Source organism: Bacillus sp. A01H (assembly GCF_045277205.1).
Lineage (GTDB): Bacteria > Bacillota > Bacilli > Bacillales > Bacillaceae_G > Bacillus_A > Bacillus_A paranthracis.
The window spans coordinates 3,352,263-3,375,193 of the sequence record NZ_CP117702.1 but is presented as its reverse complement, the minus strand read 5'-3'; the positions used below and the strand labels follow the sequence as shown (position 1 = coordinate 3,375,193).

General features: G+C 35.5%; 22 protein-coding genes and 1 pseudogene. 17 read left to right on the top strand and 6 right to left on the bottom strand.

Going from position 1 to position 22,931, the window contains the following annotated elements; all coding sequences use genetic code 11:
* Positions 1 to 142: 142 nt before the first annotated feature.
* On the top strand, positions 143 to 1,276 hold the full coding sequence (locus PSR14_RS17815) for a serine hydrolase (RefSeq protein ID WP_000915219.1): 1,134 nt from the start codon (positions 143 to 145) through the stop codon (positions 1,274 to 1,276).
* Between the two features lie 35 nt (positions 1,277 to 1,311).
* On the opposite strand, the gene pepF is transcribed toward PSR14_RS17815, so the two are convergent.
* Together pepF and PSR14_RS17805 are read right to left on the bottom strand one after the other, a co-directional pair.
* Positions 1,312 to 3,099: an oligoendopeptidase F gene (gene pepF, locus PSR14_RS17810; protein WP_000137580.1), complete on the bottom strand. Its 1,788-nt coding sequence runs from the start codon at positions 3,097 to 3,099 to the stop codon at positions 1,312 to 1,314.
* Positions 3,100 to 3,215: 116 nt separating this feature from the next.
* Positions 3,216 to 4,007 carry an arylamine N-acetyltransferase gene (locus tag PSR14_RS17805; protein ID WP_098487407.1) on the bottom strand — a complete coding sequence of 264 codons (792 nt, stop codon included), beginning with the start codon at positions 4,005 to 4,007 and terminating at the stop codon, positions 3,216 to 3,218.
* Positions 4,008 to 4,542: 535 nt separating this feature from the next.
* Here PSR14_RS17805 and PSR14_RS17800 point away from each other — a divergent pair.
* The 4 genes from PSR14_RS17800 (at position 4,543) to PSR14_RS17785 (ending at position 8,902) form a co-directional block, all read left to right on the top strand.
* The gene (locus tag PSR14_RS17800; RefSeq protein ID WP_001095174.1) at positions 4,543 to 6,444 is read left to right on the top strand and encodes an endonuclease MutS2; all 1,902 of its coding nucleotides are present in this window, start codon (positions 4,543 to 4,545) and stop codon (positions 6,442 to 6,444) included.
* A gap of 6 nt (positions 6,445 to 6,450) precedes the next feature.
* Positions 6,451 to 6,975 carry a GNAT family N-acetyltransferase gene (locus PSR14_RS17795; protein ID WP_098487406.1) on the top strand — a complete coding sequence of 175 codons (525 nt, stop codon included), beginning with the start codon at positions 6,451 to 6,453 and terminating at the stop codon, positions 6,973 to 6,975.
* A gap of 162 nt (positions 6,976 to 7,137) precedes the next feature.
* A complete protein-coding gene (locus PSR14_RS17790) occupies positions 7,138 to 7,842 on the top strand; it encodes a histidine phosphatase family protein (RefSeq protein ID WP_098487405.1) in 705 nt (234 codons plus the stop codon).
* 277 nt (positions 7,843 to 8,119) lie between these two features.
* Positions 8,120 to 8,902 carry a putative protein N(5)-glutamine methyltransferase gene (locus PSR14_RS17785; protein WP_098487404.1) on the top strand — a complete coding sequence of 261 codons (783 nt, stop codon included), beginning with the start codon at positions 8,120 to 8,122 and terminating at the stop codon, positions 8,900 to 8,902.
* Between the two features lie 219 nt (positions 8,903 to 9,121).
* On the opposite strand, the gene PSR14_RS17780 is transcribed toward PSR14_RS17785, so the two are convergent.
* Positions 9,122 to 10,087: a quinone oxidoreductase gene (locus PSR14_RS17780; RefSeq protein WP_076856369.1), complete on the bottom strand. Its 966-nt coding sequence runs from the start codon at positions 10,085 to 10,087 to the stop codon at positions 9,122 to 9,124.
* A 122-nt stretch (positions 10,088 to 10,209) separates the two neighbouring features.
* On the opposite strand from PSR14_RS17780, the gene PSR14_RS17775 reads away from it, so the two are divergent.
* The 3 genes from PSR14_RS17775 to PSR14_RS17765 all read left to right on the top strand — a co-directional run bounded on the left by PSR14_RS17775 (position 10,210) and on the right by PSR14_RS17765 (position 12,400).
* Positions 10,210 to 11,103 carry a LysR family transcriptional regulator gene (locus PSR14_RS17775; RefSeq protein WP_074540709.1) on the top strand — a complete coding sequence of 298 codons (894 nt, stop codon included), beginning with the start codon at positions 10,210 to 10,212 and terminating at the stop codon, positions 11,101 to 11,103.
* Between the two features lie 290 nt (positions 11,104 to 11,393).
* Positions 11,394 to 11,906: a YjfA family protein gene (locus tag PSR14_RS17770; protein ID WP_000473749.1), complete on the top strand. Its 513-nt coding sequence runs from the start codon at positions 11,394 to 11,396 to the stop codon at positions 11,904 to 11,906.
* Between the two features lie 17 nt (positions 11,907 to 11,923).
* On the top strand, positions 11,924 to 12,400 hold the full coding sequence (locus PSR14_RS17765) for a DUF2690 domain-containing protein (RefSeq protein WP_000421718.1): 477 nt from the start codon (positions 11,924 to 11,926) through the stop codon (positions 12,398 to 12,400).
* Between the two features lie 97 nt (positions 12,401 to 12,497).
* Here PSR14_RS17765 and PSR14_RS17760 read toward each other — a convergent pair whose 3' ends face one another.
* Positions 12,498 to 12,989: a DinB family protein gene (locus PSR14_RS17760; protein WP_098487403.1), complete on the bottom strand. Its 492-nt coding sequence runs from the start codon at positions 12,987 to 12,989 to the stop codon at positions 12,498 to 12,500.
* A gap of 171 nt (positions 12,990 to 13,160) precedes the next feature.
* On the opposite strand from PSR14_RS17760, the gene PSR14_RS17755 reads away from it, so the two are divergent.
* Both PSR14_RS17755 and PSR14_RS17750 read left to right on the top strand, forming a co-directional pair.
* Complete coding sequence (locus PSR14_RS17755; protein WP_001997933.1) at positions 13,161 to 13,637, top strand: DinB family protein; 477 nt, start codon at positions 13,161 to 13,163, stop codon at positions 13,635 to 13,637.
* Between the two features lie 209 nt (positions 13,638 to 13,846).
* Positions 13,847 to 14,884, top strand: a complete 1,038-nt coding sequence (locus PSR14_RS17750) for a DUF4003 domain-containing protein (RefSeq protein WP_061184754.1) — start codon at positions 13,847 to 13,849, stop codon at positions 14,882 to 14,884.
* Between the two features lie 123 nt (positions 14,885 to 15,007).
* Here PSR14_RS17750 and PSR14_RS17745 read toward each other — a convergent pair whose 3' ends face one another.
* Positions 15,008 to 15,772, bottom strand: a complete 765-nt coding sequence (locus PSR14_RS17745; RefSeq protein WP_098487402.1) for a DUF817 domain-containing protein — start codon at positions 15,770 to 15,772, stop codon at positions 15,008 to 15,010.
* 276 nt (positions 15,773 to 16,048) lie between these two features.
* Here PSR14_RS17745 and PSR14_RS17740 point away from each other — a divergent pair, with 276 nt between their 5' ends.
* The 5 genes and pseudogenes from PSR14_RS17740 to PSR14_RS17720 all read left to right on the top strand — a co-directional run bounded on the left by PSR14_RS17740 (position 16,049) and on the right by PSR14_RS17720 (position 19,708).
* Positions 16,049 to 17,083: an iron ABC transporter permease gene (locus PSR14_RS17740; RefSeq protein ID WP_098487401.1), complete on the top strand. Its 1,035-nt coding sequence runs from the start codon at positions 16,049 to 16,051 to the stop codon at positions 17,081 to 17,083.
* Positions 17,084 to 18,100 (top strand): iron ABC transporter permease, encoded by a 1,017-nt coding sequence (locus PSR14_RS17735; protein WP_098487400.1) that lies wholly within the window; start codon positions 17,084 to 17,086, stop codon positions 18,098 to 18,100.
* Between the two features lie 21 nt (positions 18,101 to 18,121).
* Entirely contained in the window at positions 18,122 to 19,030 is a 909-nt protein-coding gene (locus PSR14_RS17730) for an iron-hydroxamate ABC transporter substrate-binding protein (RefSeq protein WP_000728196.1), read from the top strand.
* Positions 19,031 to 19,291: 261 nt separating this feature from the next.
* Positions 19,292 to 19,381, top strand: a pseudogene (locus PSR14_RS17725) (N-acetyltransferase); the annotation flags it as partial.
* 99 nt (positions 19,382 to 19,480) lie between these two features.
* Positions 19,481 to 19,708: a hypothetical protein gene (locus PSR14_RS17720; protein ID WP_001047302.1), complete on the top strand. Its 228-nt coding sequence runs from the start codon at positions 19,481 to 19,483 to the stop codon at positions 19,706 to 19,708.
* 111 nt (positions 19,709 to 19,819) lie between these two features.
* Here the strand turns inward: PSR14_RS17720 and PSR14_RS17715 are convergent, their stop codons facing one another.
* On the bottom strand, positions 19,820 to 21,145 hold the full coding sequence (locus PSR14_RS17715) for an ArsB/NhaD family transporter (RefSeq protein WP_000438015.1): 1,326 nt from the start codon (positions 21,143 to 21,145) through the stop codon (positions 19,820 to 19,822).
* Between the two features lie 720 nt (positions 21,146 to 21,865).
* On the opposite strand from PSR14_RS17715, the gene PSR14_RS17710 reads away from it, so the two are divergent.
* On the top strand, positions 21,866 to 22,216 hold the full coding sequence (locus tag PSR14_RS17710) for a YojF family protein (protein WP_000407043.1): 351 nt from the start codon (positions 21,866 to 21,868) through the stop codon (positions 22,214 to 22,216).
* Between the two features lie 15 nt (positions 22,217 to 22,231).
* Complete coding sequence (gene bshB2 / locus PSR14_RS17705) at positions 22,232 to 22,894, top strand: bacillithiol biosynthesis deacetylase BshB2 (protein WP_000439477.1); 663 nt, start codon at positions 22,232 to 22,234, stop codon at positions 22,892 to 22,894.
* Positions 22,895 to 22,931 lie beyond the last annotated feature (37 nt).

Below are 22,931 nucleotides of genomic sequence, written 5' to 3'. Positions count from 1 at the left end.
TAGCCGAAAACTGAATATGAGAAAAAGGAATCTAGTTCATTTAGGTGAATAATAGGTAGTATTATAAAAAATTTAAAAATTAATAGATATAGAATAGAATGGATGCGCGTTAAGTGAAACTATATAAAAGAGGGTTCCTATTATGCTAAAGAAATGGTTAATCGTTTTCTTTGTTTTTGCTATTTTTTGTGGGAGTGTCGTTGCACTAATACATGCAAATAAAGGTAAGAAATATGATATAAAGGCATTTTCTAATTTAAATAGTAAGCAAAAGGACGATATGCAAGAAGTTGATGCAACTGAGAAAAAACGCTATGAAGCTGTAGCTGGAAAACTAGATCAATATTTAAAAGATAAAGGATTTAATGGGAGCGTTCTTGTAGCTAGTAAAGATCATGTGATTTTACGAAAAGGTTATGGATATGCGAATGTGAAAGATAAAGTAGTAACAACGCCAAGAACGAAATATCGTATTGGTTCTATTACGAAAACGGTCGTTGCAATATCTATTATGCAGCTAAAAGAAAAAGGGAAATTAAATATTGAAGACAATGTAAATAAGTATATCCCATCGTTTCCAGCAGATAAAAACATTACGTTACGAAATCTATTAACACACACATCTGGCTTGCCAGATCAAGGACAAGGTAGGGTGGATGCAGGGTCACGTTTAAAGTTAGTAACGTGGATTGGAGCGCAAAAATTGCAATTTCCTGCAGGGACAGGCTGGAAATATACAGACTATAATTATATGGTGCTTGCATATATTGTAGAAAAAATTACGAATAAACCGCTCGCTGAATACGTGAAAGAAAATATTTTTACTTCTGCTGGCATGTATGAATCTGGAATGGGGGCGACTCTCCCAGAAGATATTTTTTTAGCAGAAGGTTATACGAGAAAAGATAATGAATTAATAGCTGCCCCCCGCTTAAAAATGAACTGGTTGTATGGGTGTGGTGAAATGTATACAACTGTTGAAGATATGAAAAGATTAGATGAGGCAATAATGGATGGAAAGCTGTTATCTAAACAAAGTGTATTAGATATGTTTACTGCATCACCTGCAAGAAAATATGGATTTAGTTTCTATACGTATCCAGATTATTATCATAACCACGGGGTATTAGCAGGCTGGAATACTTTTAATAATTTTAACTGGGATAAAAAAACATTCGTCATATTGTTCTCTAACGTTCAAAATGGTATGAATGATACATTTAATCAAGAGTTTAGGAAAATGGCGAATGATTTAATAGAAGGAAACGGAGCATGAAAGAGAAAGAGCCTCTAGCGAGAGGCTCTTCTTTTTTATAAAGTTGAAAACTCTTCAACAAGTTCACTAAAACGATTTAATGCACTTTCAATCGGTTCTGGCGTAGTTAAATCAACGCCAGCTTTTTTCAGTAGATTTAATGGATAATCTGAACTTCCACCTTTAAGGAATTCGAGATAGTTTTTCTGTGCATTTGGATCGCCGCTTAATAATTTATCAGCAATTTGGATTGCAGAAGCGAATCCAGTTGCGTATTTGTATACGTAAAATGGACGGTAGAAATGCGGTATTCTAGCCCATCCGTATTTTACTTCTTCGTCAAATACGAGGGAGTCGCCATTATATTCTCTAAACAAGTTTTCGTAAACCTCGCTAAAGGTTTGGGCATTTAATGGTTTACCTTGCTGTGCCATTTCATGCGTGATTTTTTCAAATTCAGCGAACATGATTTGTGTAAAGAAAGTGCCTTTAAATTTCTCAATGAAATGGTTTACTAAATGGTTACGCACGTTAGCATCTTTTGCTTCTTTTAATAAATGATGAATTAATAGCACTTCATTTACTGTAGAAGCGACTTCTGCGACGAAAATAGTATAGTGTGCAGAAATTCTTGGTTGATATCCGTGTGAGTAGTGCGTATGCATGCCATGCCCACATTCGTGAGTAAGGGTGAAAAGGCTATTTAAATCATCGTGATGATTTAAAAGAATGAATGGATGAACGCCGTATACACCAAAGTTATAAGCACCGGAACGTTTTCCTGGCGTTTCTCTTACGTCAATATAACGTTTATCTTTAAAGCTTTTTAATGTTTCAATATATTCTTCACCTAAAGGAGCTAGTGATTCAATCATGATGTCAAACGCGTTATCGTATGGAATATCTTGTTTTACACCTTTTACTAAGTCGACACTTAAGTCATATTGTCTTAGTTCATCGACATTTAATTTCTCTTTTCGAAGTTCATTATATGTATGTAAAGATTGAATGTTTTTTTTCGTCGTTTCAATTAAATTTTCATATACTTCTTTCGGAACCATGTCGCCAAATAATGATTTCTCTAACGCTGATGGATATTTTCTTAGCTTAGAAACAGTAACATTATTTTTAATAGCTGCAGATAAAGTAGAAGCGATAGAATTCTTTAATTGAACGTATGGTTTGTAATAAGCTTTATAGGCTTCTTTACGTTTTTCGCGGTTCTCATCTTCTATTAACTTTGCATACATTCCTCGTGTTAAAGTAACTTTTTCTCCATCATTAGTAGTCACTTCACCAAATAGTATATCTGCATTATTTAGCATGCCATATGTATGTTGCGGAGAGGAGAGTGCTTCGCCCATTTGTGATAAAATCTCTTCTTGGTCCTTATTCAATACGTGTTTTTTATAACGGTATAATTCAAATAAATCTTCTTTATAATATTGTAAGCCTTCAGCTTCTTCTATGTAAGTGTGTAATGTGTTTTCATCTACGCTAAGTAAGAATGGAGAAAAGAAAGATTTAGCTGCACTTACTTTCACTTGTAATTGTGTTACTTTATCGACAAGAGATTGAGCGTCAGTATCGCGTGTATCAAGATCAGATTGTAATCGTGCATAAGCGAATAGTAAAGATATGATGCTAGAAATTTCTTCACTCTTTGTTAAATAGGCTAATAAACTATTGCCATCGTGAATATTTCCATTAAACTCGTGTAGTTCTTTCGTTAATACTTCAATTTTATGAAAATCACTTTCCCAATCTTCAATGGTATCGTAAATATCCGTTAAATCCCATTTTTCTTTCTCATCTACTTGTAGTCGATCTTTAAGTTCTGTCATAATCATTTCCTTTCTAAATATGTAGTTATATTTCTATATAACTATGAAATACAACAAATTGCAAAAAATCCCTGCTGAAAATTAAAAAGCCTTGCTAAAAGGCAAGGCTTGAAAAATTATAATGTAATTCCGAATTTTGAATGTAAAAGGTTTTTATATTGCCCATCTGTAACTTTTTCTTTCGTTTTTTTACCGTTTTTCGCTATTGTGAGACTATCCTTCGTTAAAGAGGCATGCCCATCTTCAGTTAGTTTTACAATAAGAGGTACTTTGTTAAATGGTGAGCACTCATGTTCAACGATAATTTTTTGTGCTGCATTTGCTTTTTCTTCATCCACTTCTTCTATATAAAATGCATAGCCTAACGTCCAATCATCAGTAGAAGATTGATCCAAAAACTCATTGTTTTTACGCATCTCTAACATGTAGTTTCCTTTTTCGGTCATTTCTTTACGAATACGATAATCTCCTGTAACGGAGTGAATGACTTCACCTGAGAAAGGAACAGGTGCAAGTGGTAAGTATGATCCGAATCCAACTTCAATTAAATAAAGCTCATTATGATGTGTTAAAACGGTTGCGATATGGCCAGAATCAACAGCCCATATAGAATTTGCAGCGTTATACACTGTTCCTGAAACGAGATGAACATCGAATCCAGCGTCTTTAAGGAAGTGATACATAGTAGGATTGAGTTCATAACAAAGACCACCACGAGTGTTTACTAAAATTTTTTCTTTTAGATTTTCTTTTGATATTTCCTTAAAATTCTTTTCGAGAACATTTAAGTTTTCAAATGGGACAGTTTGTGCCATCGCGTACATAATGTTAGGTAAATCTTCAAATGAAACTTTGTCTTTTTCTTCTATATGTAATCGTGCGAAAAATTGTTTTTGAAAGTCTGTCATAGAAACCCCTCCGTTAAACGATTTATATATATTGTATCTAATATCGCAAGAGGAAACATCTGCATATGTGCGTACGACTAAAGTATGACACCTTTACTTCTTGCTATACATATAGTATGATGATTTCAGTAAATTAGATTTCAATGACCATAATATAAAATAATGAGAGGTGCTTTTTGTGAGTGCGGTAGGTACTAAATAGGAAAAATTGAATGAAATAAATCGGATAAGAACAGGGGATTTTTATGTATACCATACCCCTAATTTTGTCATGGATTTATTTCGATACCTATGAAGATACCTACAATACTTTATAAAGCGTGTAATAAGGGGATTGCCATCCGTTTTTTATGGTTTATTTCCCCATATGTTATTACTCATGCTTTGTAAATGTAAAAGCTGCGGTATCCCCGCAGCTTTTTTGTGTATATTTTTAATGTTAAAAATGGTAATTGAATAATGTAGAACTCATTGGAATCTAATGAGTAGGTATCTTCATTTATGATAGAAATCAATCATAGTGAGGAGAAACAAAATGAATACGATGACTTTTGAAAAGTTACAATATAACGAATTAAAGGATATAGTGAAATCTTATTGTGTAAGTGGATTAGGAAAAGAATTAATAAATAAATTAGAGCCGAGTGCAAGTATAAAAGTAGTAAGGAATCGATTGAATGAAACAACCGAAGCGCGAGCTATATTAGATGCAGAAGGGCATGTTCCTTTTTTCGGTATTTCAAATATTGCTAGTACAATTCAAAAATTAGAAAAAGGAATGATTTTAGATCCAGAAGAGTTAGTAAGTGTTTCAGACTTTTTACGCGGATGTAGAAAGATTAAAAAGTTTATGTTAGATAAAGAATTTTTTGCGCCAGTATTAGCTTCTTATGCAAATTCAATGACTGAATTTAAAAGTATTGAAGAGGAAATTAATTTTTCAATAAAAGGTAATAGTATTGATTCTGCCGCTAGTAAAGAGTTAAAACGAATTCGAAATAATATGGATTCGGTAGATGGGAAAATAAAAGAACGTTTAACGAAGTTTTTAAATAGCAGTGCAAATAAGAAGTATATTCAGGAGTTCTTTATTAGTAAAAAAGATGATCGTTATACGATTCCGATTAAATCTTCTTATAAAAATCAAGTTGCCGGAAGTATTGTTGAAGCGTCGGCTAAAGGTTCTACTGTATTTATAGAACCGCATACGGTTACAAAGTTAAATGCGGAACTGGCAAGTTTGAAAGCAGAAGAAGCGATGGAAGAATATCAAATTTTAGCGACTTTATCAGGAATGGTAGTAGAAAATATATATCATATAAAAATTAATATGGAATTAATTAGTCAGTATGATATGGTGTTTGCGAAAGCGAAGTTTAGTAAATCGATTGATGGAATAGAGCCGAAGTTAAATGATCATGGCTACGTTCATTTAGTAAATTGTAAGCATCCGCTTTTAAGTGGAAAAGTAGTACCATTAAACTTTGAAATCGGTCAAAACTATCGTAGTTTAATTATTACAGGGCCGAATGCGGGCGGGAAGACAATTGTGTTAAAGACGATTGGATTGTTAACATTAGCGACAATGTCAGGTTTGCATATTGCCGGAGATAAAGAAACAGAAATTGCTATTTTCGAAAATGTATTTGTAGATATTGGTGATAATCAAAGTATCGAAAATGCACTAAGTACATTTTCATCACATATGAAAAATTTATCTGAGATTATGAGGATGTCAAATAATAATACGTTGCTATTATTTGATGAAATAGGAAGCGGGACTGAACCGAATGAAGGAGCAGCACTTGCAATTTCTATTTTAGAGGAGTTTTATCTTGCAGGATGTATTACAGTTGCGAGTACGCATTACGGTGAAATTAAACGCTTCTCAGAAATGCACGATGATTTCATGAACGCAGCCATGCAATTTAATAGTGAGACGCTAGAACCGCTTTATAAATTAGTGATCGGTAAATCAGGTGAAAGTAATGCACTTTGGATTGCAAATAAAATGAACGTAAGAGAACGTGTACTGAAAAGAGCGAAAGAGTACATGGAAAATAAAGAATATACTTTAGAAAAAGTGAATGAAAGTAAAATTAGAAAGCCGAAATTCCTGCAAGAAAAAAGAGAAAATCATTACGAGTATAAAATTGGCGACCGTGTAAATTTATTGGATCATGATGATTTTGGTATCATCTATAAGGAAAAAGATAACTTCTATAATGTCGTTGTATATTATAACGGTGAATTCATTGAAGTGAATGTAAAACGTATTACTTTAGAGGTATCAGCAAAAGAATTATATCCAGAGGGATACGATTTAAATACGCTATTTGTCGATTATAAAGAAAGAAAAATGCAACATGATATTGAGCGGGGATCGAAAAAAGCACTTCGTAAAATTCAAAAAGAAATGAGAAAGAATAGAGGGTAATCCAGAGTGGTAACGATTAGACAAGAACGACAAACCGATTATAGAAAAACGGAAGAAGTTGTACAACAAGCATTTTTAAATGAAGAATTTAGTGATAAAAAGGAACATGAACTTGTAAAACGTATTAGAGAGTCTGACGCATTTATTCCAGAGTTATCAATCGTTGCAGTAGATGAAGAAATAGTCGGTCATATTATGTTATCTAAAATTACGATAGAACAAGATGGAGCTTCTGTAGATTCATTAGCGCTTGCACCAGTATCAGTTGCTACGGGATATCAGAAAAAAGGAATTGGTGGAAAGCTTATAGTAGCTGCGTTAGAAAAAGCGAAAGAACTTGGATACGGATCAGTTGTAGTATTAGGACATCCAGAGTACTATCCGAAATTTGGTTTTAAGAAAGCCAGTGAGTGGAATATAAAAGCACCATTTGAAGTGCCTGAAGAAGTGTTTATGGTAATGGAATTAACAGAGAATGCTCTTGAGAGTGTAGAAGGAGTTGTACAATATTCGAGTGCATTTGCTGAGTAGGAGTATCGGTTAAGAAATATAATCATAAAAGACGCTATCTTTTTGTATGGATATACAGAAAGGTAGCGTTTTTTATTAAGCGAAGCTACTTACATATATTTTGCTCAATGAATAATTGAGGTGTTAAAATTGAGATAGAAATGTAAAGGGAGAGAAAAAAGAATGAAGAATCGAGAAACAGATAGCAACGTAGTTACGTTATATGTTACAAGACATGGTAAAACAATATTAAATACGAACCATCGCGCGCAAGGTTGGGCAGACTCTCCGTTAGTAGAAAAAGGTGTGGAAGTTGCCTCTAATTTAGGAACGGGATTAAAAGATATTCATTTTACAAGTGCGTATAGTAGTGATAGCGGCCGCGCGATTGAAACTGCTAATTTAGTATTAAAATATAGTGAGCAATCAAAATTGAAACTTGAGCAAAGAAAAAAATTACGAGAATTAAATTTTGGTATTTTTGAAGGTGAAAAACTTGATAATATGTGGGATGCGGTTGGAAAAGCTGCAGGCGTTGCATCACCAGAAGAACTTATGAAGTTTTCTATTCAAGAAGTTATTGATCTTATTAGAGCAGCAGATCCTACGAAACAGGCGGAAGATTGGGAATTATTTTCTACTCGTATAAAAGCAGAGATAGATAATATTAGTGAAGAAGTAGCTAAAGATGGCGGCGGTAACGTTTTAGTTGTTGTTCATGGGCTGTTGATTACTACCTTAATAGAAATGCTAGACAGTAGTAAAACAAAACTTGGAGTGGAAAATGCTAGTGTGACGAAGATTTTATATCAAGATGGAACATATACAGTCGAGTCAGTTGGAGATATGAGCTATGTTGCAAAAGGGAAAGAAAGTGTGAAAATATAATCCTATCTCAAATAGATATAAGAAAAGGGAGTTAGTAAAATCTAGCTTCCTTTTTATTTTTTAGTGCATCATTTGAAGTATTGTATCTTTATATTATGATTTTGTTTTTAATGTGTAGAATGTTTCTTTGTTCAACAATTGGGTCATTTAATTGAATAAGGGCGTATTTTTTTGAATAGGACCACTTTGTTAAAAAGGATACATCCAATTTTTAGCGAATACAGGGTTATAAATAAGAAAAGTGGTGAGGTAAATAGGAAAAGAATGTAATTCCTTTTTGGACAATAAAACAGAAAAATGTATAATTAACAGGCTTCAGAGCGCGGGGTGTGTTTTCGCAGAAGAAGAGACCAGGTTACTTATTTCAGTAGCCCAAACTCCAGAGGACCTCAAGAGAATGGTGGAAATGCGAGCCGATGGTTTACCACTTGAATATGTTGTTGGATACGCAAAATTTTGTGGGATGCGGATAGAAGTGGAGCGGGGTGTTTTTGTGCCTCGTCAACGAACCGAGTTTCTTGTTCACCAAGCAGAAGCGCTGTCATGTTTTGGTGATATTGTCGTTGATCTCTGTTGTGGTTCAGGTGCTGTCGGTGCAGCTCTAGCGGCAGCTTTAGGAAGAGTTGAATTATATTGTGTTGATATTGACCCTATTGCGGTACGATGTGCAAGCCGCAATGTAACGAGTTTCGGTGGCCATGTTTTTGAAGGTGATTTGTATAAATCGTTGCCTCATTCACTTAAAGGCAACGTGAAGACCATACTTGCAAACGCACCTTATGTTCCTACTGATGCAATAAAACTGCTCCCACAGGAAGCTCGCCTACATGAACCAAAGGTGGCGCTTGATGGGGGAGAGGATGGACTTGACATTCAGCGAAGAGTAGCGAAAGAAGCATTTCTCTGGCTAGCACCTGGAGGTCATCTTTTAATAGAGACGAGCGAAATGCAGGCAAATCAGACCTTTGAAATCTTTGCTGGTGCTGGGCTTACCACGAAAGTAGCTCGAGATGAGGAATTAGATGCTACTGTTGTTATAGGATCGAAAGCTAGTTTTTAGTTTAAATCGGTACGTAGCCTTATTCATAAATAAAGTGATAATTTCCTAGCGATATACAAATAAAAAACATATGCTTTTAATTGAGAAAAGAGATCGAAAATTATCCGAGCGTTTTGAAGAAGAAAGGACATAACGTATTAGTTATGTCCTTTCATTTATCAACTTTTTTTACTATAGGTTTTCATAAAACTTAACCTAGATTCCTTTTCATTTTGTGAATTATGGAATCAATAAAATCTTCCCTGTACTTTTTCTGCTCTCTAATAATTTATGAGCACGGGCACCGTCTTGTAAAGAGAATGTAGTAGGACTTGCAATGTTTAATTTTCCAGTAGCGATCCAATCAAATAATTGAGTAGAGCGTTTTTTTCGTTCTTCAAAAGTAGTAAGCACGTTCCAAAGGTCTCCGCCAGTTAAAGTTTTTGAAGTATCCATAAGCATACGCGGATCAACGGGAGCAGGATTACCGCCAGCCATTCCGAAAAATACAACAGTACCACCAACTTTAGTAGCGTTAAAACTTTCCTCAAGTGTAGAGCCTACTGATTCATATACAACATTTACCCCGGTACCATTTGTTATTTCAAGTACTTTCGTAGCCCATGATTCCGTATATAAAAATATGTGATCGGCACCAGCTAATGTGGCTACTTTTCCTTTTTCGTTTGATGAAGTTAGGCCGATTACTTTTCCGCCTAGCAGTTTAATCATTTGAATAAGAAGTTGCCCAACACCGCCAGCTGCAGCGTGCACTAAAGCTATATCACTTTGTTTTATTTGATAGCTATCTTTCGTTAAATAATGTGCTGTTAAGCCTTGCAATAAGACAGAAGCGGCTGTTTCAAAAGAAATTGAATCTGGAAGCGGGATTGCTTTTTCTGATGGAACGGCAACTAATTCTGCATTTGCAAATGGAACATCAGTAAATGCAATACGGTCTCCAGGATTGATATTTGTAACGTTAGCTCCTACCTCTTCAACAATACCAGCCCCTTCATAACCTAATATATAAGGTGGATTGCCAGCAAGATGATAATCACCGCGGCGTCTGTAAATATCAGCAAAGTTTAATCCAATTGCTTTTGTACGGAGAAGAATTTCATTTGGATTTATGATTGGATCATGTATTTCTTTATATTGTAGTACATCTGGACTTCCAAACTGTTCGAAACAAAGTGCTTTCATATGGAATACCTCCATTATATTGTTTGTCGATGCTCTTTATCATACAATACAAATATCAATAGACAAAGAGGATTATTTCGATGAAATCAATCGGGAATTCCGATTGAAAAGAGGGATGATAAATGGAGATAAAACAATTAATTACCTTTAAAATCGCCGCGGACACTTTGAACTTTACCCAAACTGCGAAGAAATTAAACTTTGCTCAATCAAGCGTAACGGCGCAAATTAAAACGTTAGAAACTGAGCTAGGTACGCCGTTATTTGAAAGATTAGGGAAACGTCTTTTCTTAACCGAAGCAGGAAGAAAGTTTCAACTATACGCGGACAAGATAATCGCACTTAGTAACGAAGCGAAGACGGCTGTGAAAGATGATGAAGAAATAGCTGGTACGTTAACGATTGGTGCGCAAGAAAGCCAATGTACATATAGACTTCCTTCTATATTAAAGAGATTTAAAGCACAATTTCCTCAAATAAAACTTATATTTAAACCCGCACATTCCAATAAAGATGCGAAGGAACAATTGATGGAAGGAAAAGTCGATCTTGCATTTATTTTGGATGAATGTAAAACAGAAGATGCTTTACATGTTGAGCCGCTTATGAAAGAAGAATTAAAAGTAGTAGCTGCTCCAGGGCATCATTTACTCCAGCAAACTTCTGTTTCGATAAAAGATTTAGAGACGGAAACACTTTTATTAACAGAACTAGGGTGCTCATATCGGACTTTATTTGAAGAGTTATTTCGCATCCAAGATGTGTATCCAGCAAATAAGATTGAGTTTGTTAGTGTAGAGGCAATAAAACAATGTGTTATTGCAGATTTAGGTATAGCCGTTTTACCGGCGATAGTAGTAGAAAAAGATATACGAGAGGGGACGATAAAAGAGTTACATCTAGAAAATACTATCAATCCAATTTTCACACAAATTGCTTGGCATAAAGATAAATGGATGACAGTGTCACTGCAGCAATTTATTGATGTGACGAGGGAGTTTTTTACAACGGATTAAGTGGAGAAATATTTATTTTCTATAAAAGAAGAAATGGTAATTTTGTATTGAGAATCGATGCTTGCATGAAACGAGTATCGGTTCTTTATGTTTTAAATAAAGGATGTTTTCAAATGTGTATTTCTCAACTTTTTTTCTTACAAGGGTAAGTAAATTTCTTCGTATATTCCAATAATCGTAAGGGAATTTACAACTTTTATTCGTTTCTGTAAGATGCCTCTAGGCAGCATGAAAGGAGGGGCGTACATAGGGATAGATATACGTACTTATTTTGGGGGGGGAGATTTACAATGTTTAAAAAGTTAATGAAAGTATGTGTGTTAAGTGTAGCGAGTGTAGGGGTATTATTTAGTTTTCAAGGAAGTACATTTGCAGCTACCGATCTGAGTAGTTATTATGACGGGAAAAATCCAGCAACAACGAAAGTATACGGGGGAAGTACAACGTGTGATGCAGATGGATTTAATGCAAAGTCTACAGCGGTATACGAAGGTAGTAAAAAAGTAGGGACAGTGTATTTACGTTACAGTAATAAATGTCATGCAGCTTGGGCTAAGTTTGTTTTAGATCAACCAGCACCAGCTGTTTCAGGAGGAGTGTATGCGTACGCTGTTGTGAATAAATACAAAAATGGTGTGTTTCAAAAATCAGTCACTTCCAATCAAGGAAATGGCACAATTAAAACTGGTCAAACGAGTACTTATACAGGAATGGTATTTGATTTAACTGCTGATTTCGGATACACAGCAGATGCTGAAGCAGTTACGTTTAATAACGGTTACGGGAAAACAGCACGTTATTAATAAAGGAGTGAAATTATATGGAGCTATTAAAAAAGGTGAGTGCATGTTTATTGTTATCTTTACTCGTTGTAACTAGTATGTTTAGTACGACTAATAGCGATAAAGCATACGCAGAAGACCACTCATATGATGGGAAAAGTCCTTATTATAATAGCTGTGATCAATCCGCAGTAACGAAAGAGAAGAAGTGGATTGATTCAAATTCTTATGTGGAATTAAAATTTAGCACGACGTGTAAAACAGCATGGGCAAAAGTTACTGTAACTCGCCTGGCAGTTTATAATAACGAAGCTGATGCAAGAATTGTTAGAAAAACAGATGGAAAGGCATATACTTGCGGAAGTGCTGGAGGAAATGGTGTTGTAAATAAAGGGCAAACATCATGCTATACACCAATGGTATATGATTTAGATCCAAGAAAGGCACAAGCACAAGGGAAACATGCTATACCAAATAGTGATGCTTATAATTATGCCGAGACTATTTGGTATTGATGAGGATATGGAGATTGTAAGGTAGAATATTTTAAGAGCATGTTTTGATTGGTTTTCAAAACATGCTCGATTTGTATTCATCCTAAGCTTTTTGATATCAACTAATCAGGTCTGTATCAGGAGGAACATATCCAAGGTGTCTAGCCATAGATACAATTTGTCCTTTATGGTGAAACTCATGCGTCTCCGTATGAGTTAAAAGCCATAGCGGCGTTGTACTCCAAGGTTCTTTTTGCCATTTTACTTCATTTGCTATATTGTCGAGCCATCGGTCATTGTATTCATCTAAAAAGCGTTGTACAGTTTCATCTACTAACTTAAATCTAGCACGGACTTTCGTGACATCTGCATGCTCAATTTCATAATCGCTAGCAAATGAAAAATCTGCCCGTTTTTGCTTGAATGCGAATGATCCAAGCCAGTATCGGTAGCAATCGGCTACATGAATATGTGTCTTTATAATGCTACCGCTCCCGAAATTCGGAATAGTGCTATGTAATTTTTTTAGTGGGATTTCTTCCAAAAACGAAAATAGAGTTTCTCTTGTAGAGCTAATAAGATTATATTGTTGTTTTAAAATATGTAACATGCAAGTACACTCCTCCTTTATTTACATAGTAAGTAATTCTATATTTACGAGGAGTGAACCTTTTTATTATTTTTAATAAGCATATTAGATGTATTTCTTATTTGTTTCTGATAGATTAAACAAGGTAAAACTTTAATAAGTTGAACATTCTTAGTTCATAATAAATGGTACATGAAGAAGGGGAACGATAAAATGAATAGACTAGTTGGCTTAAAACAATTTGAAATAACGCGCGGTGCGTTACTTACATTTATGGAGACGCTAGATGATAAAACTGCAGATACGCAGCCAAAGGGTTTTAACAATACAATTCGCTGGCATATCGGTCATGTGTTAACGGCAGCAGAAGTTTTCATGTTTGGAAAAGAATTTAAACAATTACCAACGGAATATCCAGGTATGTTTGGATATGGATCAAGACCATCTAAATGGACAACAGCAGGACCATCGTTAGAAGTGTTAACGGTTCAATTAAAAGAACAAGCAAAACGTATTAAAGAAATTCCAGCAGAAGCATTTGAAAATAAACTGCCAGAGCCGTTCCTAGGACTAGAAACAGTTGGTGAGCTTTACGGTATGATGCTTTATCATGAAGCAGATCATATTGGTCAGATGAAGGCGATGGAACGTATTATTAAAGCTCTTTAGTCTTAATTGCATATAACGAGCAATACAGGTGTAATGTTAAATAATATATACAAAAAAAGGTAGATAAATTATTATCTACCTTTTTTGTATAACTTCTTGAAGGATTAGGGATTATCATCGTGATGCTGATGAAGAAGGGAGAAAAACAATATATAAGGATAAAAAAATATTATTTTTATGATGGATTATTAATTATAGTATTCCTAAATATGGAATATGCGTATAATAATAGAGAGGAACTAGAAATAGGGGTGAATACTATGATTACATTAGAACAAAAGCTAGAGCAATATATACATACATATTCACAGTTAAAGGGAGAACTAAAATGGAAAACGAGTGATTCTCGAACAGGAATGATGATTGCTGCTATGTATGCAAGTAGTGATAAATTGCTTGATCTCGGACGTTTTTTAGAAATTAGTAGTTATATTAAGAATGAGGTAGGGATGTTTTCATACTTAAAGTCTTATCATCGCTTTGTAGTGGCCGCAACATTAGATATTCACTTTACAGATTATAAGAAAGCTTTTCGAGAGTTTTTAGACTTATATGAACAATTGGTCGCTGGTGGCTTTAGTCGCAGTATATTTACTTATCTTGCAGCAGCTGTGCTTTTAACAGAAGATAATGAGCATCATGGCACGCACATTCAGCGTTCAATGCAAGTATATAAACGTATGAAAGAGGATCATCTTTTCCTAACAGGTACAAATGATTATCCGCTCTCCGTTTTATTAGCAGGACAATCAGAGCATGTAGAAACACTTATGGACCGAGTGGAGCGTCTTTATCAGAAACTAGCAAAAGCTGGCTTGCGCAAAGGGAATGACCTCCAATTTCTAAGCCATATTCTTTCACTAAAGAAGGATGTCAGGGAAGAAATATTAGTTGCAACATGCACAAACATATGGAATTTGTTAAAGCAAGAAAAGGTAAAAGTGAAACAGATGCATTACCCAGCAATCGGGCTATTAGCGTTACTTGAGGATGGAGAAAAAGAGATTCATTCTATTAAAGCGTTGATTGAAAAATTGCAGGGAGAGAAATTATTCCGTTGGCATACAGATACGAATATTCTTATTGCTATTCAACTGTTCGTAAGTCAGAAAGGTGAGGAAAGTAAAGCTACCAACACAGGTTTACAAACAATGATAGAAGTCCTCATCCAAGCACAACAGGCAGCTATAATGGCAACGATTGCCGCTTCATCTGTAGCAACATCTTCAGCTAGTAGTAGTTCATAATGTGTAACTGTTTATGCTGTTGTAAATTATAACTCCTTTGATAAGGATGGTTTAAAAAACATTACTAAAAAAAGCCCATCACCCCCTAATGAGTGATGGGCTAACTATTTTATATAATCAGTATTATCTTTTCAACTGCTTCAAATGTTTGAGTTGTGTAACAATCATAATGCTAATGACAACGAGTAAAAACCATGAGCTGATTTTACTTAAGTGAACGAGATTCCAAGCTTCCCGTTGGTTTGGATATTGCCATGCACCGAAAAATGTTGCGATGTTTTCTGCAATCCAAATAAAGAATCCGATAAGAAAAAAGGCGAGAACGAGCGGCATTTTATATGTAACGCCTCGTAATGAAAATTCCACAAATGTTCGAAAGAAAACGATGAATAGAAGTAACGTTAAGAACCATCTAAAATCGTATAGAAAATGATGTGTGAAAAAATTGAAGTAAATCATTGCTCCTAGAGGTATTACAAAAATAGCTTTCGGCCAATGATACATTTGTAAATGTAGTCTTCTCCACGCTTGGCATATGTAACTTGCAACACTTGCATACATAAAGCCGCTGTAAAGTGGAACTCCAAAAACCTTTGAATATGCCTCTTCCGGATAACTCCATGAACCGAAATGAACTTTATATATTTCTAGTAAAAGGCCGATGAGGTGGAAGACAGTAATTACTTTTAATTCGTCTTTCGTCTCAAGGCCAGTCTTGTACATAACCCACTGCATAAGAAGGCATACGATGAGTATGAAATCGTAGCGGTATAACCCTGGGATCGAAACGATTTTTGAAAGGGCTAGTGTTAAGAAAATAACGACTGGGAATAAGCAAGATAATGCTTGCTCGTAAGTGAAGTGTAGTAGTTGTTTTATATATAACATTGCATCACCTTAGATATTTTTATTTGAAAACTCAAAATAATGATTAAGTATACTACACTTTTAAAAATAAGCTAGTAGGTCTATTTTGCGTGTATTTGTAAGTTTTGGAAGGGAATTGTAATAAGTATTTTAATATTTAGCGAAGTGAAAAAATAGTTTGCTATTTAAAAAAAGTGGCGATATAATATCTAAATGAAAATGATAATTATTATCAATAATAATTACAAATAAAAAATAATTATAAAAAACAACTGAATATAAAGGATGAAATGAAACATGTTACATAAGCCTGCTGTATATGCTGGCAATAATCGCTGGCTACATATTAAGTTCATATGTTTCATGAGCTTAACAATTTTATTTTTAATCGGCTCTATATTTTTAGCTGTTGCATTTGGTGCAAAGGATATCCATTTACAAACCGTATGGACAGCGGTTTTTGATTATAATCCGAAATTAATACAGCACCAAATTATTTATGAATTAAGACTCCCAAGGGTAATCGGTGCAGCAGTTGTAGGAGCGGCTTTTGCAGTGGCTGGAGCTGTTATGCAAGGAGTAACACGAAATCCTTTAGCGGATGCAGGTGTGCTGGGTATAAATGCAGGTGCGATGTTTGTAGTAGCACTTAGTTTTGCCTTTTTCCCGCATATGCCGTATTCCTATTTAATGATTGTCTCCTTTATTGGAGCAGTCTTAAGTACAGTGCTCATTTTTATTATCGGATCAGCAACATCAGGCGGATTAACACCGATGAGATTAACGATCGCTGGGGCTGTTATGGCTGCGCTTTTACATTCGTTAAGTTCAGGTGTTGCGATTTATTATGACTTAAGTCAAGATTTAGCTTTTTGGTACGCTGGTGGTGTTGCAGGGGTTAAGTGGGAACACTTGAAATTTTTAGTTCCCATTATTCTCATAACAATTGTTTTTGCGACAATTTTAGGGCGGTCTATTTCACTCATATCAATGGGGGATGATGTCGCTACGAATTTAGGTGTGAAAACGAATCGAACGAGGATACTTGGAATGATTATAGTAGTTATTCTAGCAGGTGTTTCTGTTTCAGCTGTTGGCTCTATTGGATTTGTAGGACTAGTTATCCCGCATATTGCTAGAAAATTAGTTGGTGTGAATTATCGACTCATTATTCCTATGTCAGCATTTTTAGGAGCCATGTTATTAGTTGTAGCTGACTTAGGGGCAAGAACAGTAAATCCTCCTAAAGAACTTGCAATAGGAATTATGGTGGCTCTTGTTGGAGTTCCGTTCTTCCTCTATATAGCACGTAAAGTTGGGAGGGAGTTGTAAGTGAAGAAGATTTTAAACACAGATAAAACGAGAGCCGTTACTGTAACTACAATATTCGGTTGTATTAGTATCGCTGTCATTTTGCTTAGCTTAAATACGGGGACACTTAGCATTGCACCGCTCAAAGTAATTCAAACGCTTTTCGGTCATGGTGATTTTGAGAGTGCAACCGTGCTATACGATTATCGTATGCCAAGAATTATAATCACAATGTTAGCTGGTATTGGCCTTGGGATTTCCGGTGCGATTTTGCAAGGGTTATCAAGGAATGCGTTGGCCGATCCTGGTATTCTTGGACTGCATTCAGGTGCATCTTTCGGGCTAATTATATTCGTTACTTTCTTTCATTCTATTAATGAGAATGCATCGATTTTAATACCGTTATTTACATTTGGTGGAGGAGTATTAGCTGCATTTCTTATTATTTTACTTGCGAGTGATCGTTCGAAAGGTTTACTTCCCATTAGACTTATTCTCGTTGGTATTGCTGTTTCAGCTGGCTTTAGTGCAATTTCGTTATTTTTCTCTCTCAAGTTAAATGATGAGACGTATACATTCGCTTCTAGATGGCTAGTTGGTAACGTGTGGGGAAGGGATTGGATTCATGTCCTAGCATTATTACCTTGGATTTTCATACTTACCCCGTATGCATGGTTAAAATCTAAAACGTTAAATGCATTGTCACTAGGTGATAGTGTGGCAGCGGGACTTGGTGTTTCTGTTCAAAAAGAACGGTTACTACTTTTAGCTACAGCGGTTGGATTATCTTGCGGGAGTGTATCGATGGCAGGAGGGATTGGTTTTATCGGTTTAGTTGCTCCGCATATCGCCAGAAAGTTAGTAGGTACTACCTATCAACATTTCCTTCCACTGGCTGGTATTATCGGAATGATTATTTTAGTACTAGCAGATACGATAGGTCGTCCTATATTTGAGCCAAATTCTATTCCAGCTGGTGTAGTAGTGGCCGCATTAGGAGCACCGTATTTTCTTTATTTACTTACAAAAACAAAATAAATACTTCAAAGAGGAGAACATATGAAAAAGAAACTTACTATTTTATTTAGCATCATGTGTATTTTAGTATTAGCAGCATGTGGTCAAACGAAATCTAATGAAGAGGCAACGAAAAAAACGGAAAAAAGTAATGACCCAAAAATTGCTTCAATGTCTATTCATTTAACAAATAATTTACTTGCATTAGGAATTACACCAGTAGGTTCTGTAATTGGTGGAGATTTAAAAGATTTCTTACCACACGCAAAAGAACAACTGAAAGATACGAAGAAACTGGGTGTTGTAACTGATCCGAATATGGAAGCATTACTTCAATTAAAGCCTACTGACATTTATGTGGATGAAAAATACGCGGGTAAAGATGTAGCGAAATACGAAAAAATTGCAAAAACGCATACTTTCAATTTAGATGAAGGTACGTGGAGAGACCATTTAAAACAAGTTGGTAAACTTGTAAACCGTGAGAAAGAAGCGGATCAATATATTCAAGATTACGAAGAGCAATCAAAACGAGTAAAAGGTTTAATAGATAAAGAGCTAGGTAATAACGAAAAAGTAATGGCAATTCGCGTTACTGCCAAAGAATTACGTGTATTTAGTACGAAAAGACCGATGGGACCAATTTTATTCCAAGACTTAGGATTACAACCTGCAAATGGTGTAGAGAAAATCGATGGAAACCGTCCTTTCGAAGTCATTTCACAAGAAGTATTACCTGACTTTGATGCAGATGCTATTTTCGTTGTTGTAAACAGAGACGATAAAGCAAAAGCTGCATTTAAACAACTTCAAGAAACACCAATCTGGAAAGACTTAAAAGCAGTTAAAGGCAAGCACGTATACATTATCAATGACCAACCATGGCTTGACTATTCTGCTTTAGGAAACAAAATGGCAATGGATGAAGCGGAGAAAATGTTTACGAAATAATATAGTTTTGCTATTAGGGAAGGCCCTCTAAATTTGGAGGGCTTTTTATTATTGTTAGAATAAACGAAAAATTATACAATGAAGTTAATTTCGTGTAGAGGAGATGTACCAATGTCAGCGCTTATTGTAAGTATCCCGTTTATAAAGCAGTTTATGGAACAAGGGGATAAATAGGCTAAAATAAGTATCCCCGTTATTAAAAAAGGGGGAGTTTGAAATGACGATGAATTTTATCAACATAAAACGATTAAATTAACAGCTATGAGAGAAGCAGTTCAAAGAGATGGGAAGTGTTTTGACCGTATGATTATGGGGATATTGCGGGATGAATGGATAGAGCTACAAGGTTAGAAAGTATATTCGAAATTATATATGTAGTATGCAGGAGATATAATAATAATTGGCGAATTTTTACAGTGTACTGATTGCATTGATAAGGAGCTATGTGAGATGAATTTAGAAAAAGCAAAACCAGTAAATGAAGAGGTCGCTGAATTAAAGGAGTTAATTAAAGAATTGCACGGAAGTGTACATCAATTGCAAAGCGAAGTGCAGCAACTAAGGCACGAAAGACCAGTTGTTGAAGTGAGAAAAGGTGTTCAACTATCACCAGCAATCGTTGGACAAATTGGTGGTATGATTTTAGGTGGATTAGCAATTATCGGTATATTTTGGTGAACGAAAAAAGGTATGCAGTTTAGCGCTGCATACCTTTTTTTGTTGTCGTTATTTGTCGGTAAGTCGATATTCTCTGTCGAATCGTCGATATAATTTCATGCAATACAACTTTTACATTAAATAACGTAAATATATATAAGCATGTGATAATAGTAATGCAATGATTGTTAACGGCAAACCAATTTTTAAGAAGTCCATATAAGAGAAAGCATGTCCTTCACGTTTAGCGATACCAGCAACGACTACGTTTGCTGATGCTCCGATTAACGTTCCGTTTCCTCCTAAGCAAGCTCCAAGTGATAATGCCCACCATAGTACTTCGATTTGCGGAGAATCGACAGATAGTCCGAGCCCTGTAGCTAAATCTTGAATAAGTGGGATCATCGTTGCGACAAATGGGATATTGTCAATTGTCGCAGATGCGATCCCTGATACCCATAAAATAAGTATAGCGGCAAAACCGATATCACCATTCGTTACGTCGAGTACTTCTTTTGCGAGTGAAGAAATAAGTCCGATATCAATTAACCCGCCAACGAGAACAAATAGTCCAGCGAAGAAGAAAATAGTTACCCATTCAACGTGGGCAAATACATCTTCAATATCGTGTTCTTTTACTCCAATTAGCATAAGAAGTGTAGCGCCTGTCATCGCGACAACCGCAGCGTCTACATGAATAACAGAATGAAGGATAAACCCTAAAATAGTTAGTCCCAAAATCGTGATCGATTTTAAAAGGAGGCTTTGATCTTTAATATAATCTTTTTCGTTTAATACCATAAGTTTTTCGATTTGCTCAGTTGTTGTTTTTAGTTTATTGCGATACATAAAGTAAATAATGCCAAGTGTCACGATAGAAATAATAATTACGATAGGAGCTAAGTTAAGTAAAAAGGCATTAAAGTCTAAATGCTTATTTGCTGATCCAATCATAATATTAGGTGGGTCACCGATTAATGTTGCTGTTCCGCCTATATTTGAAAATAATACTTCTGAAATCAAATAAGGAACAGGATTTACTTTTAAAATACGTGTAATAGATAGTGTAACAGGTACGATTAATAAGACAGTCGTTACATTGTCCAAAAATGCAGATCCGACAGCAGTTAATAGGGATAGCAATAATAAAATGCGGATTGGTTTTCCGCCAGCTGCCTTCGCTGCTTTAATGGCCACAAATTCAAAGACGCCTGATTGACTCGTAATATGTACGAGAATCATCATCCCAATTAAAAGGGTGATTGTTTCCCATTGAATATGTGATGTGAAAGCGGTATGTAAATCTACAATTCCAAAAATAATCATAATAGCAGCACCGAATAGTGCAATTACAGCACGATTCAATTTCTCAGAAATAATAAATCCGTACGTGACTAAAAATACGGCAATTGCAAAATAATATTGCCAATTTGCTACTTCATGTGCTGATTGTTCCAATCATGTCACCTTCTTTAAAGTATGTATTTAATTGTCAAAATGTATCTCGCTGTATTCATACGGGATAAAATATATTGTAGCAAATTCAAAAAAGAAAGAAAACTATTTAACAAAGTGAAGGAAAAAATGATGATTTTACAGATTTTCCGAATAGGAAAGCCCACTACGGTGCGATAGTACCCCCTTTAGGGGTGGATGATAGTGAGGTCAAATGCGATGTACAGATACAATATCGAAAGTATGTTCTGTACATCAAGTATTTGAAATGGTATAATTTTCATAACAGACAAGTAAAAGTCTCTAAAACAATCTTGTTCTCTGAAAACAGAATACATATGAGGTTGGAATAACAAATTCTTCTACTCCGTAAAATGTATTGAGTCGTCAAGTACAAGACGCTAAAACACATTTGAGAACTCACAATCTGACTCGTTTGGTAATAGAACGAGTGCCGTATCTGCTAGATGCACTGGATACGGAGTGGTGATGGCACACCGCAATCTTGCACGTCAGCGATACTAGAAATAGACGTCGCCTTTGGTAGCAAGAATCCCATTGACGTTAGTCAGCTTGCGGCTTTAGCCGTGGGAGTGTCAAATATGATATAAAAAAATGAAGAAACACAGTGCAAATTATTAGGAAAAGTGGGCGTTGTCCTCTAATATAGAGATAGCAATTTACATTATTTTTGCGTAAAATGGTTTAAAGAGGTGAATTCCGATGGAAATAGTAAAAGATAGTTCTCTTATTCAAAATGAAATTGAACGTTTTGTAAATAAAGATGTATATATTCATTTAGAAACGACGAACGGAGCGTACGCGTCACACTTTAATGAAAAGATGATGACAGTTGGAGCATTCATTCGAAATGCAATGATTCGCTTTGAGCGCGGGAAAATAACTGGAACAAACCCATACCGAGTTGGTTTAAAGATGGATCACGGCTGGGTATATGCAGAAGGTATTACGCACTGGGAAGTAGACGATAAAGAGCGTTTATTACTTGCAGGGCACGATAACCAAGGCCGCTTAGCAGTAGCGCTTGAGTTAAGCTTAACGCCATTTAAGTAAGAAGGAGGGAAACTTATGGAGAGACATGTACTTGTTGTATTTCCGCATCCAGATGATGAAGCATTTGCGGCGGGAGGAACAATTCGCTTATTAACAGATCAAGGAGTACCTGTAACGTATGCGTGCGGTACGCTAGGACAAATGGGACGTAACATGGGTAAGAACGTATTTGCTAACCGTGAAACGATTCCAAATATCCGTAAAAAAGAATTGAAAGATGCATGTGAAGCGATGGGGATTCAAGACTTAAGAATGCTTGGTTTCCATGATAAAACGTTAGAATTTGAAGATGTTGATTTCGTAGCAGATAAAATTGAAGCGATCATTCAAGAAGTAAATCCATCTCGAATTATTACATTTTATCCAGAGCACGGCGTACATCCAGATCATGATGCATTTGGCCGCGCTGTCGTTCGCGCCGTATCACGTATGTCAAAAGAAGAACGTCCAGTTATTCATGCGGTTGCGATTACGAAAAATCGCGAAGCTGTACTAGGTGAGCCGGATGTTGTAAATAATATTAGTGAAGTATTCGAGCATAAATTAGCTGCACTAGGTGCGCACCGTTCGCAAACAGAAGCGATGCTTGAAGAAACGCATGTAAAAATCAAAAACAAAGATGCAGCAACATTAAAATGGCTGCAACTGGAACAATTTTGGACTTATAAATGGGAGTAGACTAGAAGGGTATCTTCTAGTAGCTCTTACATAGAAA